The 15,294-nt window shown below is 41.0% G+C and carries 15 protein-coding genes; all 15 read left to right on the top strand.

The genetic code is table 11. The features are described 5' to 3' along the window. The first annotated feature begins 13 nt into the window (after positions 1-13). Complete coding sequence (gene rfbC, locus NST97_RS11725; protein WP_341343271.1) at positions 14-577, top strand: dTDP-4-dehydrorhamnose 3,5-epimerase; 564 nt, start codon at positions 14-16, stop codon at positions 575-577. Beyond that, positions 574-1,587 (top strand): dTDP-glucose 4,6-dehydratase, encoded by a 1,014-nt coding sequence (gene rfbB, locus NST97_RS11720; RefSeq protein ID WP_341343270.1) that lies wholly within the window; start codon positions 574-576, stop codon positions 1,585-1,587. The genes rfbC and rfbB overlap by 4 nt, the downstream gene beginning before the upstream one ends. Beyond that, the gene (gene rfbD, locus NST97_RS11715; protein ID WP_341343269.1) at positions 1,584-2,444 is read left to right on the top strand and encodes a dTDP-4-dehydrorhamnose reductase; all 861 of its coding nucleotides are present in this window, start codon (positions 1,584-1,586) and stop codon (positions 2,442-2,444) included. Before rfbB ends, rfbD begins: the two co-directional genes overlap by 4 nt. 29 nt (positions 2,445-2,473) lie before the next feature. Continuing rightward, complete coding sequence (gene wecB / locus NST97_RS11710) at positions 2,474-3,616, top strand: non-hydrolyzing UDP-N-acetylglucosamine 2-epimerase (protein WP_341343268.1); 1,143 nt, start codon at positions 2,474-2,476, stop codon at positions 3,614-3,616. Between the two features lie 47 nt (positions 3,617-3,663). Then, positions 3,664-3,801 (top strand): hypothetical protein, encoded by a 138-nt coding sequence (locus NST97_RS11705; protein WP_244956394.1) that lies wholly within the window; start codon positions 3,664-3,666, stop codon positions 3,799-3,801. Between the two features lie 214 nt (positions 3,802-4,015). Next, positions 4,016-4,180 (top strand): hypothetical protein, encoded by a 165-nt coding sequence (locus NST97_RS11700; protein WP_339197945.1) that lies wholly within the window; start codon positions 4,016-4,018, stop codon positions 4,178-4,180. A gap of 16 nt (positions 4,181-4,196) precedes the next feature. Further along, positions 4,197-4,556, top strand: coding sequence for a hypothetical protein (locus tag NST97_RS11695; protein ID WP_339197943.1), 360 nt, complete (start codon positions 4,197-4,199; stop codon positions 4,554-4,556). A 233-nt stretch (positions 4,557-4,789) separates the two neighbouring features. Beyond that, positions 4,790-6,412, top strand: coding sequence for a DUF262 domain-containing protein (locus tag NST97_RS11690; protein ID WP_341343267.1), 1,623 nt, complete (start codon positions 4,790-4,792; stop codon positions 6,410-6,412). Between the two features lie 211 nt (positions 6,413-6,623). After that, a complete protein-coding gene (locus tag NST97_RS11685; RefSeq protein WP_011232763.1) occupies positions 6,624-8,057 on the top strand; it encodes a caspase family protein in 1,434 nt (477 codons plus the stop codon). 148 nt (positions 8,058-8,205) lie between these two features. Further along, entirely contained in the window at positions 8,206-9,078 is an 873-nt protein-coding gene (locus tag NST97_RS11680; protein WP_341343266.1) for a HipA domain-containing protein, read from the top strand. A 1-nt stretch (position 9,079) separates the two neighbouring features. Beyond that, entirely contained in the window at positions 9,080-9,826 is a 747-nt protein-coding gene (locus NST97_RS11675; protein ID WP_091705233.1) for an HIRAN domain-containing protein, read from the top strand. Between the two features lie 148 nt (positions 9,827-9,974). Further along, on the top strand, positions 9,975-11,501 hold the full coding sequence (locus NST97_RS11670) for a YifB family Mg chelatase-like AAA ATPase (protein ID WP_311066627.1): 1,527 nt from the start codon (positions 9,975-9,977) through the stop codon (positions 11,499-11,501). A 5-nt stretch (positions 11,502-11,506) separates the two neighbouring features. Further along, complete coding sequence (locus NST97_RS11665; protein ID WP_094244295.1) at positions 11,507-12,052, top strand: transposase; 546 nt, start codon at positions 11,507-11,509, stop codon at positions 12,050-12,052. Positions 12,053-12,707: 655 nt separating this feature from the next. Further along, positions 12,708-14,234, top strand: coding sequence for a YifB family Mg chelatase-like AAA ATPase (locus tag NST97_RS11660; protein ID WP_341343265.1), 1,527 nt, complete (start codon positions 12,708-12,710; stop codon positions 14,232-14,234). A gap of 5 nt (positions 14,235-14,239) precedes the next feature. Beyond that, positions 14,240-14,785 (top strand): transposase, encoded by a 546-nt coding sequence (locus NST97_RS11655; protein ID WP_341343555.1) that lies wholly within the window; start codon positions 14,240-14,242, stop codon positions 14,783-14,785. Positions 14,786-15,294 lie beyond the last annotated feature (509 nt).

The following is a 15,294-nucleotide window of genomic DNA, read 5'->3' as shown; positions in this document are numbered from 1 at the left end:
TGAGGTGTGCGTCGTGAAAATTTTGGAGACTTCATTGCCTGGTGTTTTGCTTATTGAACCAAAAGTATTTGGTGACCACCGCGGCTTTTTTATGGAAAGCTACAATAAAAAGCTTTTTGCGAAATATTGGCTTGATTTCGACTTTATTCAAGATAATCACTCGTTATCCCAGCAAGCGGGAACGATCCGCGGGCTTCATTATCAGTTAAATCCAAAGGCGCAAACGAAGTTAGTTCGCGTTACTCGAGGGGCTATCTATGATGTAGTTGTTGATATTCGCAAAGGTTCACCGACGTTTGGAAAATGGCAAAGTTTTATTTTGAGCGCGGATAATAAGCGGCAATTGCTTGTGCCGAAAGGGTTTGCGCATGGTTTTTGTACGTTAGTAGAAAATACAGAAGTACAATATAAAGTGGATGAATACTATTCTCCAGAACATGATCGAGGCATTCTTTGGAATGATCCGGCGTTAGGAATTGACTGGCCGACAGCGAATCCAATTCTTTCTGACAAAGATACGAAACATCCACTATTAGCAGATGCTGAAATCAACTTTGAATGGGAGAGAAAGTCATGAATCTTTTAGTCACAGGCGGAGCAGGTTTTATCGGCAGCAACTTTGTCCGTTATATGCTTGAGAAATATCCAAATTATAAAGTAGTCAATTATGATTTATTAACCTATGCTGGTAATCTTGAAAACTTAAAAGATGTTGAAAATCATCCTAACTATACTTTTGTAAAAGGTAATATTAATAATCGCGAGTTTGTAGATTATCTTGTGAAAACTCATGAAATTGATGTAATTATCAACTTTGCTGCTGAATCTCATGTCGACCGCAGTATTACAGATCCTGATATTTTCGTGAAAACAAATGTATTAGGCACGCAAGCGTTATTAGATGTGGCGAAAGCCAATAATATTAAGAAATATGTACAAATTTCAACAGATGAAGTGTACGGAACGCTTGGAGAAACGGGATATTTTACAGAACAAACACCATTAGCGCCAAATAGCCCTTATTCGGCAAGCAAAGCTGGCGGAGATTTGCTTGTAAGAGTGTATCATGAAACGTACGGTCTCAATGCGAACATTACGAGATGTTCCAATAACTATGGGCCGTATCACTTCCCTGAAAAACTCATTCCGTTAATGATCACGAACGCGTTGGAAGGAAAAGAGCTTCCGATTTACGGTGACGGCCAAAATATTCGCGACTGGCTGCATGTGAAAGACCATTGTGCGGCGATTGATTTAGTCATTCATAAAGGAAGACCGGGGGAAGTATACAATATCGGGGGTCATAATGAGCGAACAAATAATGAAATTGTTTATTTAATTGTTGAAAAGCTTGGTGTATCAAAAGATTTAATTAAATATGTTGCCGATCGTCCGGGACATGACCGCCGTTATGCGATTGATCCAACAAAGATTATGACAGAACTTGGTTGGAAGCCCCAATATACATTTGAAACAGGTATCCTTGAAACGATCCAATGGTATATTGACAACCAAGAATGGTGGAAAAATATTAAATCCGGTGAATATATGAATTACTATCAAAAACAGTATGGTGACAGATCATGAAAGTGTTGGTGACTGGTGCAAAAGGACAGCTTGGGACTGATCTAGTACTTTTGCTTTCAGACCGTGGTTATGAAGTTTATGGATACGGGAGGGAAGAATTAGATATTACCAATTTTGATCAAGTTAAAAGAGTTATTCGTGAGATCCATCCAGATGTAGTTATTCATACTGCTGCCTATACAAAAGTTGACCTAGCAGAATCTGAGCCAGATCAAGCATTTTTAATTAATTCATATGGGACGAGAAATGTTGCAGTCGTATCGGAAGCGGTGGGGGCTAAACTTGTCTATATAAGCACGGATTATGTCTTTGATGGAACAGCTACTACACCTTATAATGAATTTGCTTCGACAAACCCGCTCAGCGTATATGGGAAAAGCAAATTAGCCGGTGAGCAGTTTGTTCGTGATTTACATTCGAAATTTTTTATTGTCAGAACATCTTGGGTATACGGAAAGCATGGGAACAATTTTGTCAAAACGATGTTAAAACTAGCACAAGAACGCGATGAATTGATGGTCGTGCATGACCAAATTGGCTGTCCAACGTATACAGTTGATTTAGCGAATTGTGTTTTGGAACTGATTCAAACGGAAAAATACGGAGTTTACCATGTTTCCAATTCAGGACATTGTTCTTGGTACGAATTTGCGAAAGCAATTTTTGAGGAAGCGGGGATAAAAGTTAAGGTAAATCCGTGTACAACAAAAGACTTCCCAAGACCAGCACCAAGACCGGCGTATTCGGTGTTTGATCATATGTCTCTTCGATTGAATGGTTTTAGGAAAATGAGAGAATGGCGAGAAGCTTTACGAGAGTTTTTACGTTATATAAAAGAGGACGAAACAGCAAAATAATTAAACCTACGTTGGAAAAGGTGAATAAGATGTCTTCGGTTTTAAAAGTGATGACCGTCTTCGGGACGCGTCCGGAGGCGATTAAAATGGCTCCTTTAGTGAAGGAGATCGAGAAATATCGTGATTGTATCCAATCGTATGTGGCTGTCACAGCGCAACATCGAGAAATGCTTGATCAAGTGTTGGACATTTTTCGTATTGAACCGGACTATGATTTAAATATTATGCAATCACGGCAGACGCTTGTCGATATTACGACAAGGGCGCTAGTAGGGTTAGATCGAGTAATTAAAGAAGTCCAACCGGATATCGTATTCGTTCATGGGGATACGACGACAACATTTGCTGCTTCCTTAGCCGCTTTATATAATCAAGTGAAAATCGGTCATGTGGAAGCAGGATTACGGACGTGGAATAAATATTCTCCGTTTCCAGAGGAAATGAACCGTCAGTTAACGGGAGTTCTTACCGATTTGCATTTTGCGCCAACGAAGCAAGCGGCGGAAAATTTGTTGAAGGAAAACAAGCCAAAAGAGCATATTTACATTACGGGGAATACAGCAATTGATGCATTGAAAACGACGGTAAAAAAGAATTACTATCATCCGATTTTAGAGCAACTGCAAACGGATCGCATGCTATTGGTGACAGCACATCGTCGCGAAAATCTTGGAGAGCCGATGCGGAATATTTTTACGGCGATTCGGCAAATTGTTGAAGAGTTTGCTGATGTGCAAGTGGTTTATCCAGTGCATTTAAATCCGGTTGTTCGGGAAACGGCACAAGAAATATTAGGAAACCATGAGCGAATTCATTTAATCGAACCGCTCGATGTTATTGATTTTCATAATTTTGCCGCAAGAGCATACTTGATTTTAACAGATTCTGGTGGTGTTCAAGAAGAGGCACCTTCGTTAGGAAAGCCTGTTTTAGTGTTGCGTGATACGACAGAACGACCAGAAGGAATCGTTGCGGGGACGCTCAAGTTAGCTGGGACGAATAAGGAGAACGTATATCAATTAACAAAGCAGCTTCTTACTGATCAAGAGGTATATGCAAAGATGGCAAAAGCATCTAATCCGTATGGGGACGGTCATGCTTCGGAGCGGATTGTTCAAGCATTGTTGTATCATTTCGGAATTCGAAAACAACGACCCGAAGACTTTTCTTAAATAGATTCAAAACCTTCATCGATGTTATTCCCGAACTGGAAGGAACAATGCCTAACCGCTGGTTGATAACATTGACGATCAATCCGCAAGGGCTTGATGTGACGCCGATGGATATTATCAACGCGCTTGTGAAGGAAAATATGGATGGAAGCCGCTTCATCTGTAGCCTGTGTTTAATGGGGTAACGTATTACCCGCATCAGGAAGGTTGGAGCGTTTCTGATGAATTGTTTGCTAATGGCATTTGTTTGCCGTCTGGCTCTAGCATGACCGTTGAAGAGCAAAACCGGGTTTTGACGTATATGTCAAAGCGTTGAAACGATAAATAGTAGTTTGGCAGCCTCCTGTTGAAGTTGTTCAGCGGGAGGCTTATTGCATTTTTACGTTGGGGGTGACTGTTGTGCCGAAGAAAAAGACTTTGCGACCAGAAACCGATCGTTTCAAGCATATATTAATTGAAGCGTATCAACGAGGGGAATTGTCCGACAATATCACCACAAAAGATATGGTTCAGGAGCTAGCTCATCAGTTAAAACCAATTTTTAAAAGGGATAATAATAAGTAGTATCGGGAGGTATGTAATGTTATCCTTTCAACAGCTGCCAAAGTCGATAAAAAACGATCCGCTACATTCTTCAAGATGTCCAGTCGCTGGAGGAGTTGGAGTGGATGGAAAAATGATTTATATTCAAAAACGGAAGAAGGAACTGAATCGTTTCAACCGGGGAGGATGGCGCTTTTGGCGAATGTGGTTATTGACGCATGTGGGGGATTGCTTTATTCGTTTGTGCGAATTTATTTACGACGGATATGTTCTGAAATGTAAAATTACGAATTCCCTCTATGTTTTGCATCATGGTTATAGAGATCCTCTGCTTCCTCTTCTAGCTATACCCGCTGTATCCATTTCATTGGTGAACTTCTCCATAACTACCCCATAGATGCTTCAAGATTGCTTTTTGTTATCTTCGCTTACGAGGAATCCTTTTTTACATAAAATTTCTTCCTCAATCATTACAAAACTATGATATGGATTGGTTTTTGGGAAGAAATTATCAATAACTGTTGGGAATTCACATGTATTAGAAACGGTAGAGTTGTAAAAACTTAAAATTTTTGTATGATAGATTTGTGTGCAAAAGCAAACCTGTTTCTTTAGAGGAGATGATGTGAAGTGGAGGCAAGTGAAAAAAAGATCAACGAGATACTGACGGAAAACAAAATTTATGAAATTCCTCCTTATCAACGGCCGTATTCTTGGGAGAAAAGCCATGCGCGCGAGTTGATAGAAGATATTTGCCAAGCTTATCAGCGTAATGACCCTGAATACTTTATCGGATCGATTATTACGATTGAAAAAGAACGCAACCGCCGTTATGAAGTCGTAGACGGCCAGCAGCGGTTAACGACTTTAAATATTATTTTTGCGGTTATGAAGCAGTTGATCACGCATCCTTCTAGTGTAGAGGATATTCAAAAACGAATTATGCCGGTAAACCCTTATACGGATGAACCGGAGCAGCCTCGCCTGATAGTCAGAAAGCAAGATCAAGCATTTTTCCAGAAGTATATCCTCATGGGGGAAGATATAAGCTCTGCACAAGAAATGAGTGAAACTCAAGCGAAGTTTTATGACAATATGCTTGAAATCAAACAAGTAGTTTCAGAATTAAGCGAAGTCGAGTTGCGGCGGTTGGTCAATTATATTTTAGAACATGTATATGTTGTCTTTGTGGTCACCGATAACTTTACCTCCGCCTACCGGCTTTTTAATGTCTTAAATGCGAGAGGAATGTCTCTTTCCAACGGGGATTTATTAAAAAACCGGCTGTTTGAATATTGTGAAAGCAAGCCTCTTGAGAGAAGCCGAGTGGAAGAATGTTGGAATGAACTGGAGAATATCGTTGGCATTCGGCAGCTGGATAATTTCTTAAGCCATTTGCGGACTTCGATCAAAGGGAACAAGCAGCAGGAAATTCTTTATCAAGAGTTTGATGAGATCCTTGAAGAATATAAAGAAGCTCCCGCTCGTTTCGCTGAATTTCTCCTGCGCTCGGCTCATCATTATGAAAAAATTATGGAAAACGATTTCGATAATCATCTTAAGACGCAAAAACTCATCTCTTCCCTCCATCGGGTCGCTCATGATGAGTGGATACCTCCTGTGCTTGCGTTTCTAAATAAACCGGTGCCGGATATGGAATTCGCTGATTTTGTTGAATTAATGGAAAAAATCACGTACCAAAACTGGGTTCGCCGGCTTGGCAAAACAAAACGAAATACGGTTTATTATCAAGTGATTAATTTGATCAATAAAGGATGTTCAGCGGATGAACTGATTGAAACGGTTAAAAAATATGCGGATAATAAAGAATTTGAACAATTGATACGTGCGGATATTTACCATTCTCCTGCTGTAAAAGCAATACTCCTTCGCTTGGAACAAGAAAGCCAAGATCAGAGCGTGGTAAAACAATTCCATGGACGAATTACGGTGGAGCACATCCTTCCGCAAAAGCTAAAAGATGAATATTGGATCCAACGTTTCACGCCTGATGTTCATCAAGAATTGGTTCATAAGCTTGGAAATTTGACTTTATTGAGCGGTGTGAAAAATTCTGCTGCACAATACTATTCATTTGATCGTAAAAAGGAAATTTACGAAAAACGAAACAAAAAAGTATCGTTTGATCTTACGAAAGAAATATTAGAGGAAAAGGAATGGACAAAGAACCAGATTCTCTCAAGACAAGAAAAACTGGTGAAAAAGGCGATGGATATTTGGGGAATTCAATAGGGATTATGCCTGTTGTTTCTTGAATGTAGCTACTGTTATCTATGAAGTTCCGACTGTTAATTGGTTGTCGTAAATACAAATTTTTATAATCGATTCTGAATATAAAGTGATGGTGTTGGGTTACAGTTCCAATTTGTAGATTGTTCGTAATCATATCTCTATTGCCATACAAAAATCAAATTCAGATGTTGATACGATAGGGTGATCAACAATGGTTTATAAAGCTTTGCTTATAGCAGTAGACCAATATTTAAATACTTCCCCTCTTCCTAATACAGTTAATGATGTTAGTGAAATAAAAAGATTGTTGTTAGAACCTCCGTCGTTTTTTAAAAAAGAAAATGTAGAGGTGTTTCAAGGGAACATTGCAAAGCGGAATATATTACACTCCGCTTTAACGTCCTTTTTTGAAGATGCTTCTCCAAATGATATATTATTTCTTTTTTGGGCAGGTCATGGCTTTTTGCATAATAATGAAGGTTATTTTGTTCCTTTCGATGGCGATGCTTATAATCCAGAAGATTCCATGATTAAAATGACAGATGTAAGAGATTTGATTGATCATACTATTGCTAGTACTGTACTGGCGTTTTTTGATACTTGTCATAGTGGTGCCATTGCAAGAAATATACAACATGAAATGGTAAGAGGCCTAGAGGTAAAAGGGTCGGGGAAAGTATTGATCGCTGCATGTACGTCAAATCAATGGGCGTGGGACAGAAATGGCCACGGTGCTTTTACGGATTATCTCATTAGAGGGTTGGAAGGCGAAGCTGCTGATGCAAACGGTGAGATTGATGTATATAATTTGTACTCCTATGTAAGCAAAAAAGTTGCTGAAGAGTTTAAGGATCAAACACCTGTAATGAAAAGCACCCTCACAGGGAAACCGTTATTATTAAAAAGAGTAGTGAAAAGAGAAGGTCAAAGTTTCGGAACGAGTCCAGCTATTGAAACGAAAATCGTAAATTCTTCAGGAGCGTATTTTTGGTTAGGTGATTTAACTTGCGAATATGACGAATACCGTGAACCAAAAGCAGGCACATATGAATTGGTATTGAAGAATCCTGATAGCAAAACGGAAAGAACGTTAAAATTGATGCAACAAAATAGCGGTCAATACGCTCTTTCAGTCCGAAATTTTGCTGATATGGTTACGATTGAAAATATTCGTGTTGAATCCCAAAAGGAGGATACAACAGTTACTATAACCCTAGTAAGTTTGGGGGACTATAGTTCATTTACCTTTCCTGAAATGTCTATCAATTTGATGGGAAAAAGATTATCAGCGGATGATATTGCTATGTTGCGAGTAAGGAGAATATTATTTGGTGAAGAATTACCTCGGTATGATCATTCTTCCGTATTGTTAGAAAGTATGATTATAAACCCCTCTAATGCAAAGATACAAGTGATTTCAAACCTTTTGCGTATCTTGAAAGAAAAAGGTTACACTATGGAACAGATCCGAGGAAAAGTGGTAGAACAACTCATTTTAACTGGGACACTACAGGAAATTGAGGATTTAACATTTGTTGTTGAGAATGGGGTAATCAAAAAAGTGTGCCTCCAAGGTTATCGTCCAAAATATTACGCAAATGTGGAACCAACAAAAATAGAAATCAATGAATCAGTAAATATTTAAAAAATAGTTTCCAATCATATTGTCCTTTTTTGGTTTTTGATGACCGAAATTTTAAATCGTTACGCCGTAATTTTATGATGAATGATAAATTTGCATCATTTAGTGTTAAAATACATAGTAAGATTGTACGAAAAAGGAACGATTAGCATTGTTGAGAGATGTTAGTGATTGGGAACGGATCGGATATGGTAGAAAAAGTACATTGGAGAAAGAGGAATTGATATCTCCAGAGAAAATACATTATCTTATAAAATATCCTCGACAATTTAAAGAAGGAGTTTCTTGGGAGGATATTACAGAATTAATTGCCGCTGAAATTGGAGCTATATTTGGTTTGGAAATGATGAAGGTAGAAATTGTAACTAGGAACGGTAGAAGAGGATGTCTTCTGCGAAATTTTGTAAAAGAATATGATGCAAAAATGGCTGAAGAAGGCGGAGTTTTATTATCAGCACTAGTAGATGATTATACGAAGCTCCAAGAATCCTCATTGAAGGGCATGGAACTTATTGATGCTGGATTCAAAATAATGAGGGAGTTTGCATATTGGAAGGCCATAAAATCAGAATTTATAGATATGCAATTGTTTGATATTCTTATTGGCAATCAAGATAGGCATCCATTTAATTGGAAATTACTATTTCTCGAAACAGGAGCAAAGTTCTCCCCCATTTATGATAACGGTGCTTCCTTAGGTTTTCGATTTGATGATGAAAAGCTCATGCAAATGGTTTCGAATCCCCAAGAAATGAACAAATATACCGAGAAAACAAAGGTTAAGGCGGGTATATTTGAAAAGAAAAAAGTCAAAGCTAAAGACTTGTTAACATATATTAGTAAAAACTTTACAGATGAGTTTCATCAAAGTATCCAAAAGTTAGTTGAATTTGATTTAATAAGGTATTCTGATTTTATTCAATCATTAGATATTTTAAGCGAGGCACAAAAAGACTGGTTATTGAGTATAGTGCCTTTTCGAAGAAAGAAAATATTGGAGTGGATTGGAAGGGGTGATCAATAACATGAAAAAAGTTCATACACTTTTAGTGGTTTGGCAAAATCCCAAAACCCGTTCTTTTTATCATATAGGAACTCTTTCTCATTATGATGGCTATTATGAGTTCACTTACACCTATAATGCCTCTGGTCACGGAAAACTGAAAGATGCATTGAATAACGGGTATATGTTGCATCCAGCTTTCCCAGACCCAACTAAAATATATCGATCAAAGGAGCTGTTTCCGGCGTTTGAACGCCGATTGCCGTCACCAGATCGTGCGGATTTTAAAGCCATTTTGTCCGATTTAGGTCTGGATGAGAATTCCACTAAGATGGACTTGCTTCAACAAACACGTGGGCGGTTAGCCAGCGACACTTATTCTTTTGAGCAGCCGCTGCGTCTTGAAAACGATGGCAAGCTGCGCGTCAGCTTTTTTGTTCATGGCATGCGCCATCAAAATCTTCCTCAAAATTGGGCAACATGGCTGGCCATTAACGAAACGTTGAAATTAGTACAAGAACCAACAAACGCTTATGACCCTCATGCTGTTGCTATTTACACTCATGGGGGGAAGAAGCTTGGATATGTTCCGGCTTTTTATAGTAAGGCCATCTTTTCCTTGTTAGAAAATGGAGTGAACCCTTCTGTTCGTGTTGTGTATATGAATGAAAAATCAACACCTCATTGGTGGCTGAAAGTAGCCTTTGAGTGCGAGATTCCTTCTTTCCAAGGTGCAACATTGGATGAATTAGCCCCTGTTATGGGATAATACCTGCCGTGCTTCGAAGTTTGTCAAAAATGGTTCGGTGCCTGTCACCGCCCGAAATTTGTCGAAATATTGGTAATTGAAAGATAAAAGGGAGGGTATTACAATAATGGGTGAGAACTAATGTTCTGTGATTGGGAGGGATGGATGAGTGACGGTGAAGATTTTAAGCATTGGGTTAAGGGGGTTAGAAGGGTATCGAGTGCAGGTGGAGGTGCAGGAAGTGCCGGGGATTGCGGCGATGGTGATTGTTGGGTTGCCGGATGCATCGGTGAAAGAGGCAAAGGAACGTGTTCTTGCTTCGCTTTATGCTTTCGGATGCGACTTTTTTGATAAAAGGCTTGTTGTTCATTTGTCTCCGCCGGAGCGGAAAAAGCATAGCCCGATGTTTGATTTGGCGATGGCGATTGGGATTTTGAAGGCAATGGGCAAGCTGACAGCGCCGGCTTCCTCCGATGCAGCGTTTTTAGGTTCGTTATCGTTGGATGGAACGATTCAGCCGGTGGATGGCATGCTTCCAGCGATATTGGCAGCAAAGAAGCTCGGTTTTCAAAAAATATACCTTCCGTATGATCCCACACTTCCGCTTCATCATTTGAAAGATCTCGATTGTATCTTTGTTCAGACGTTGGAAGAAACGGTGCAATATCTGCATGGACAACGTGTTCTTTCGTTACCCCCAGTTTTTCGCTCTCCTGAAATTATGGACTCCCCTCGAAAGCATCATCGAGATTTTCAATCGATTATTGGCCATCATCAAGCAAAGCGTGCATTGGAGATCGCAGCGGCAGGCGGACATAACGTGTTAATGGTTGGACCGCCTGGGTGCGGGAAAAGTTTGTTAGCGGAAACGTTTCCGTCGATTTTGCCGGGTCTTTCTCATGATGCGCAGTTAGAGGTGATCAGTTTGTACCAGCTGGCAGGAGAAAAAATCGAGAGTGGCTATCCACCTTTTCGTCATCCGCATCATTCCGCTTCATCGGTTTCTTTAATTGGCGGGGGAACGCACCCAAAGCCTGGCGAAGTGTCGCTGGCACATCGCGGTGTTTTATTTCTCGATGAAATGGCGGAATTTGCAAAAAAGACGCTGGATATGCTTCGCCAGCCGTTAGAGACGGGGAAAGTGACGATTAGCCGTATTTCGTCGACGGTGACATATCCTGCGGACTTTATTTTGCTTGGGGCGATGAATCCGTGTCCGTGCGGATATTTAGGCTCAAGAACGCGCTATTGCACATGTAGTCCGAAACAAATTCAAGCGTATCGAAATCGTGTTTCCGGGCCGATTTATGACCGGATGGATGTTTTATTACCATTGGAAGTCATTGATTTCACCAAAGAAACGAGGGTTTCGGAATCTTCGGAAACCATAAGGAAAAGAGTAGAAGAAGCAAGAAGAAAGCAATATGAACGTTACGGAAAAGAAATAACGAATGGGCGTGTTCCTTTTGAGTTATTAATGGAAAAAAGCCCGCTTGCTAAAAGGCAGCAACACCTGTTGCAGCAATGGGCATCCCAGCATCAATGGAGCAATCGTGTGCAAACGAAAATCATTCGGCTGGCAAGGACTATTTCCGATTTAAAGGGAACCGAAGAGATAGCAGATGAATCGCTTTGGGAAGCGATGACGCTAAGATGGCTGAAAACATATACGAAGCAACAGGCAACAGCGAGGTAAAAAGAATGGGACGGCAAAAGCGGATCTGGGTGCCCCATCGGTTTTATCATATCGTTTGCCGCGGCAATCGGCGTGATCCCCTATTCAAGGAAACAAATGATTTTCTCGCTTTTCTTCATATCCTCCACCAGCTACATGAAAAAATCCCGTTTGAAATAGCCGCATATTGCCTTATGACGAATCACTTTCACCTGCAGCTGCGCTCAAAACAGGAGCCGATTTCGAAAGTCATGGCGCTCATGAACAAACGGTATGCAAATTATTATAATACTCGCTATCGTTTGACGGGACATGTATTTGAAAAGCGTTATTATGGTAAATTGATTGACAATGATAGCGGAATGTTGGAAGTGAGTCGATATATTCATCTCAACCCGGTAGAAGCTCATATGGTACATGCGCCGGAACTTTACCGATGGAGTAGTTTTTATTTGTATATGCATCCAAAATCGCTGCCTCCGAAATTTATGAATATGGATGCATTATTAGATTACCTTTCAGGCACAAAAACAGAGCGGAAGAAAAAATATGCTGAATTTGTGAGGGGGTGAGGCTGCCTGTCACTTGTCAGCCATCGAAAGCGCGTGGAAATGGCATCAGTGGAAAGGGTCCAAATGGTCGAGATGCCCTTGATGGGGCGGTTAGTTTTTATGGGTGCTGTTAACTGAATATTCGGTCTATTAATTGGTTAATAGGGCGTGCTGGCGGTCGGTTATGGAGCAGTCCATACGTCACAGGTATATTTTCGTAAAAAGTTTATGGAGGAAAAAGGATTAAGAAGAAACGTGTAGGAATAAAGGGATTGATGTCCATATCACGAATATGGGAAGATGAACTAGGAGTGATTGGCGTAACAAATGTTGGCAGTTCTGTTTAGGTGATGCGCATGAGTGTTTATTGCAAAATAAAAATACAGAGTTCTGCAACAAAAAATGCAGAACTTGATTGCATAAAAAAAGGGTTGCCAGCTTAGTGGCCCATGGAAGCAACCTGCCCACCCCTAAAATAAGGCTAATTTAAATGTTTTCATAAAATACGCATCCAGCAACAAACAGCGTTACTGGATGCGATCAGTAGGAGTATTTTTTGGGTTTGGTGCCTGTCACCGCCCGAAATTTGTCGAAATATTGGTAATTGAAAGATAAACGGAGGGGTATTACAATAATGGGTAAGAACTAATGTTCTGTGATTGGGAGGGATGGATGAGTGACGGTGAAGATTTTAAGCATTGGGTTAAGGGGGTTAGAAGGGTATCGGGTGCAGGTGGAGGTGCAGGAAGTGCCGGGGATTGCGGCGATGGTGATTGTTGGGTTGCCGGATGCGTCGGTGAAAGAGGCAAAGGAACGTGTTCTTGCTTCGCTTTATGCTTTCGGCTGCGACTTTTTTGATAAAAGGCTCGTTGTTCATTTGTCTCCGCCGGAGAGGAAAAAACATAGCCCGATGTTTGATTTGGCGATGGCGATTGGGATTTTGAAGGCAATGGGCAAGCTGACAGCGCCGGTTTCCCCCGATGCAGCGTTTTTAGGTTCGTTATCGTTGGATGGAGCGATTCAGCCGGTGGATGGCATGCTTCCAGCGATATTGGCGGCAAAGAAGCTCGGTTTTCAAAAAGTATACCTTCCGTATGATCCCACACTTCCGCTTCATCATTTGAAAGATCTCGATTGTATCTTTGTTCAGACATTGGAAGAAACGGTGCAATATCTGCAAGGACAACGCGTTCTTTCGTTACCCCCAGCTTTTCGCACTCCTGAAATCATAGACTCCCCGCGAAAGCATCATCGGGATTTTCAATCGATTATTGGCCATCATCAAGCAAAGCGTGCATTGGAGATCGCAGCGGCAGGCGGACATAACGTGTTAATGGTTGGACCGCCTGGGTGCGGGAAAAGTTTGTTGGCGGAAACGTTTCCGACGATTTTGCCGAGCCTTTCTCATGATGCGCAGTTAGAGGTGATCAGTTTGTACCAGCTGGCAGGGGAAAAAATCGAGAGCGGCCATCCGCCTTTTCGTCATCCGCATCATTCCGCTTCATCGGTTTCTTTAATTGGCGGGGGAACGCACCCAAAGCCTGGCGAAGTGTCGCTGGCACATCGCGGTGTTTTGTTTCTCGATGAAATGGCGGAATTTGCGAAAAAGACGCTGGATATGCTTCGCCAGCCGTTAGAGACGGGGAAAGTGACGATTAGCCGTATTTCGTCGACGGTGACATATCCTGCGGACTTTATTTTGCTTGGGGCGATGAATCCGTGTCCGTGTGGATATTTAGGCTCAAGAACGCGCTATTGCACATGTAGTCCGAAACAAATTCAAGCGTATCGAAATCGTGTTTCCGGGCCGATTTATGACCGGATGGATGTTTTATTGTCATTGGAAGTCATTGATTTCACCAAAGAAACGAGGGTTTCGGAATCTTCGGAAACCATAAGGAAAAGAGTAGAAGAAGCAAGAAGAAAGCAATATGAACGTTACGGAAAAGAAATAACGAATGGGCGTGTTCCTTTTGAGTTATTAATGGAAAAAAGCCCGCTTGCCAAAAGGCAGCAACTTCTGTTGCAGCAATGGGCATCCCAGCATCAATGGAGCAATCGTGTACAAGCGAAAATCATTCGTCTGGCAAGGACCATTTCCGATTTAAAGGGAACCGAAGAGATAGCGGATGAATCGCTTTGGGAAGCGATGACGCTAAGGTGGCTGAAAACATATACGAAGCAACAAGCAACAGCGAGGTAAAAAGAATGGGACGGCAAAAGCGGATCTGGGTGCCCCATCGGTTTTATCATATCGTTTGCCGCGGCAATCGGCGTGATCCCCTATTCAAGGAAACAAATGATTTTCTCGCTTTTCTTCATATCCTCCACCAGCTACATGAAAAAATCCCGTTTGAAATAGCCGCATATTGCCTTATGACGAATCACTTTCACCTGCAGCTGCGCTCAAAACAGGAGCCGATTTCGAAAGTCATGGCGCTCATGAACAAACGGTATGCAAATTATTATAATACTCGCTATCGTTTGACGGGACATGTATTTGAAAAGCGTTATTATGGTAAATTGATTGACAATGATAGCGGAATGTTGGAAGTGAGTCGATATATTCATCTCAACCCGGTAGAAGCTCATTTGGTACATGCGCCGGAACTTTACCGATGGAGTAGTTTTTATTTGTATATGCATCCCAAATCGCTGCCTCCGAAATTTATGAATATGGATGCATTATTAGATTACTTTTCAGGCACAAAAACAGAGCGGAAGAAAAAATATGCTGAATTTGTGAGGGGGTGAGGCTGCCTGTCACTTGTCAGCCATCGAAAGCGCGTGGAAATGGCATCAGTGGAAAGGGTCCAAATGGTCGAAACGCCCTTGATGGGGCGGTTTGTTTTTATGGGTGCTGTTAACTGAATATTCGGTCTATTAATTGGTTAATAGGTCGTGCCGGCGGTCGGTTATGGAACAGTCCATACGTCACAGGTATATTTTCGTAAAAAGTTTATGGAGGAAAAAGGATTAAGAAGAAACGTGTAGGAATAAAGGGATTGATGTCCATATCACGAATATGGGAAGATGAACTAGGAGTGATTGGCGTAACAAATGTGGGCAGTTCTGTTTAGGTGATGCGCATGAGTGTTTATTGCAAAATAAAAATACAGAGTTCTGCAACAAAAAAATGCAGAACTTGATTGCATAAAAAAAGGCTTGCCAGCTTAGAGGCCCAAGGAAGCAACCTGCCCACCCCTAAAATAGGGCTAATTTAAATGTTTTCACAAAAAAACGCATCCAGCAACAAACAGCGT

The organism is Aeribacillus sp. FSL K6-1305 (genome assembly GCF_038050115.1).
Taxonomy (GTDB): domain Bacteria; phylum Bacillota; class Bacilli; order Bacillales; family Aeribacillaceae; genus Aeribacillus; species Aeribacillus composti.
Note: the sequence above shows the minus strand (reverse complement) of the source record. Positions and strands in the feature narration are given on the sequence as shown.

What these genes read in the sequence shown, in the direction of transcription:
- rfbB (WP_341343270.1), top strand. Translation starts at nt 574, where the DNA reads ATGAATCTTTTAGTCACAGGCGGAGCAGGTTTTATCGGCAGCAACTTT.
- rfbD (WP_341343269.1), top strand. Translation starts at nt 1,584, where the DNA reads ATGAAAGTGTTGGTGACTGGTGCAAAAGGACAGCTTGGGACTGATCTA.
- wecB (WP_341343268.1), top strand. Translation starts at nt 2,474, where the DNA reads ATGTCTTCGGTTTTAAAAGTGATGACCGTCTTCGGGACGCGTCCGGAG.
- NST97_RS11705 (WP_244956394.1), top strand. Translation starts at nt 3,664, where the DNA reads ATGCCTAACCGCTGGTTGATAACATTGACGATCAATCCGCAAGGGCTT.
- NST97_RS11695 (WP_339197943.1), top strand. Translation starts at nt 4,197, where the DNA reads ATGTTATCCTTTCAACAGCTGCCAAAGTCGATAAAAAACGATCCGCTA.
- NST97_RS11685 (WP_011232763.1), top strand. Translation starts at nt 6,624, where the DNA reads ATGGTTTATAAAGCTTTGCTTATAGCAGTAGACCAATATTTAAATACT.
- NST97_RS11675 (WP_091705233.1), top strand. Translation starts at nt 9,080, where the DNA reads ATGAAAAAAGTTCATACACTTTTAGTGGTTTGGCAAAATCCCAAAACC.
- NST97_RS11665 (WP_094244295.1), top strand. Translation starts at nt 11,507, where the DNA reads ATGGGACGGCAAAAGCGGATCTGGGTGCCCCATCGGTTTTATCATATC.
- NST97_RS11655 (WP_341343555.1), top strand. Translation starts at nt 14,240, where the DNA reads ATGGGACGGCAAAAGCGGATCTGGGTGCCCCATCGGTTTTATCATATC.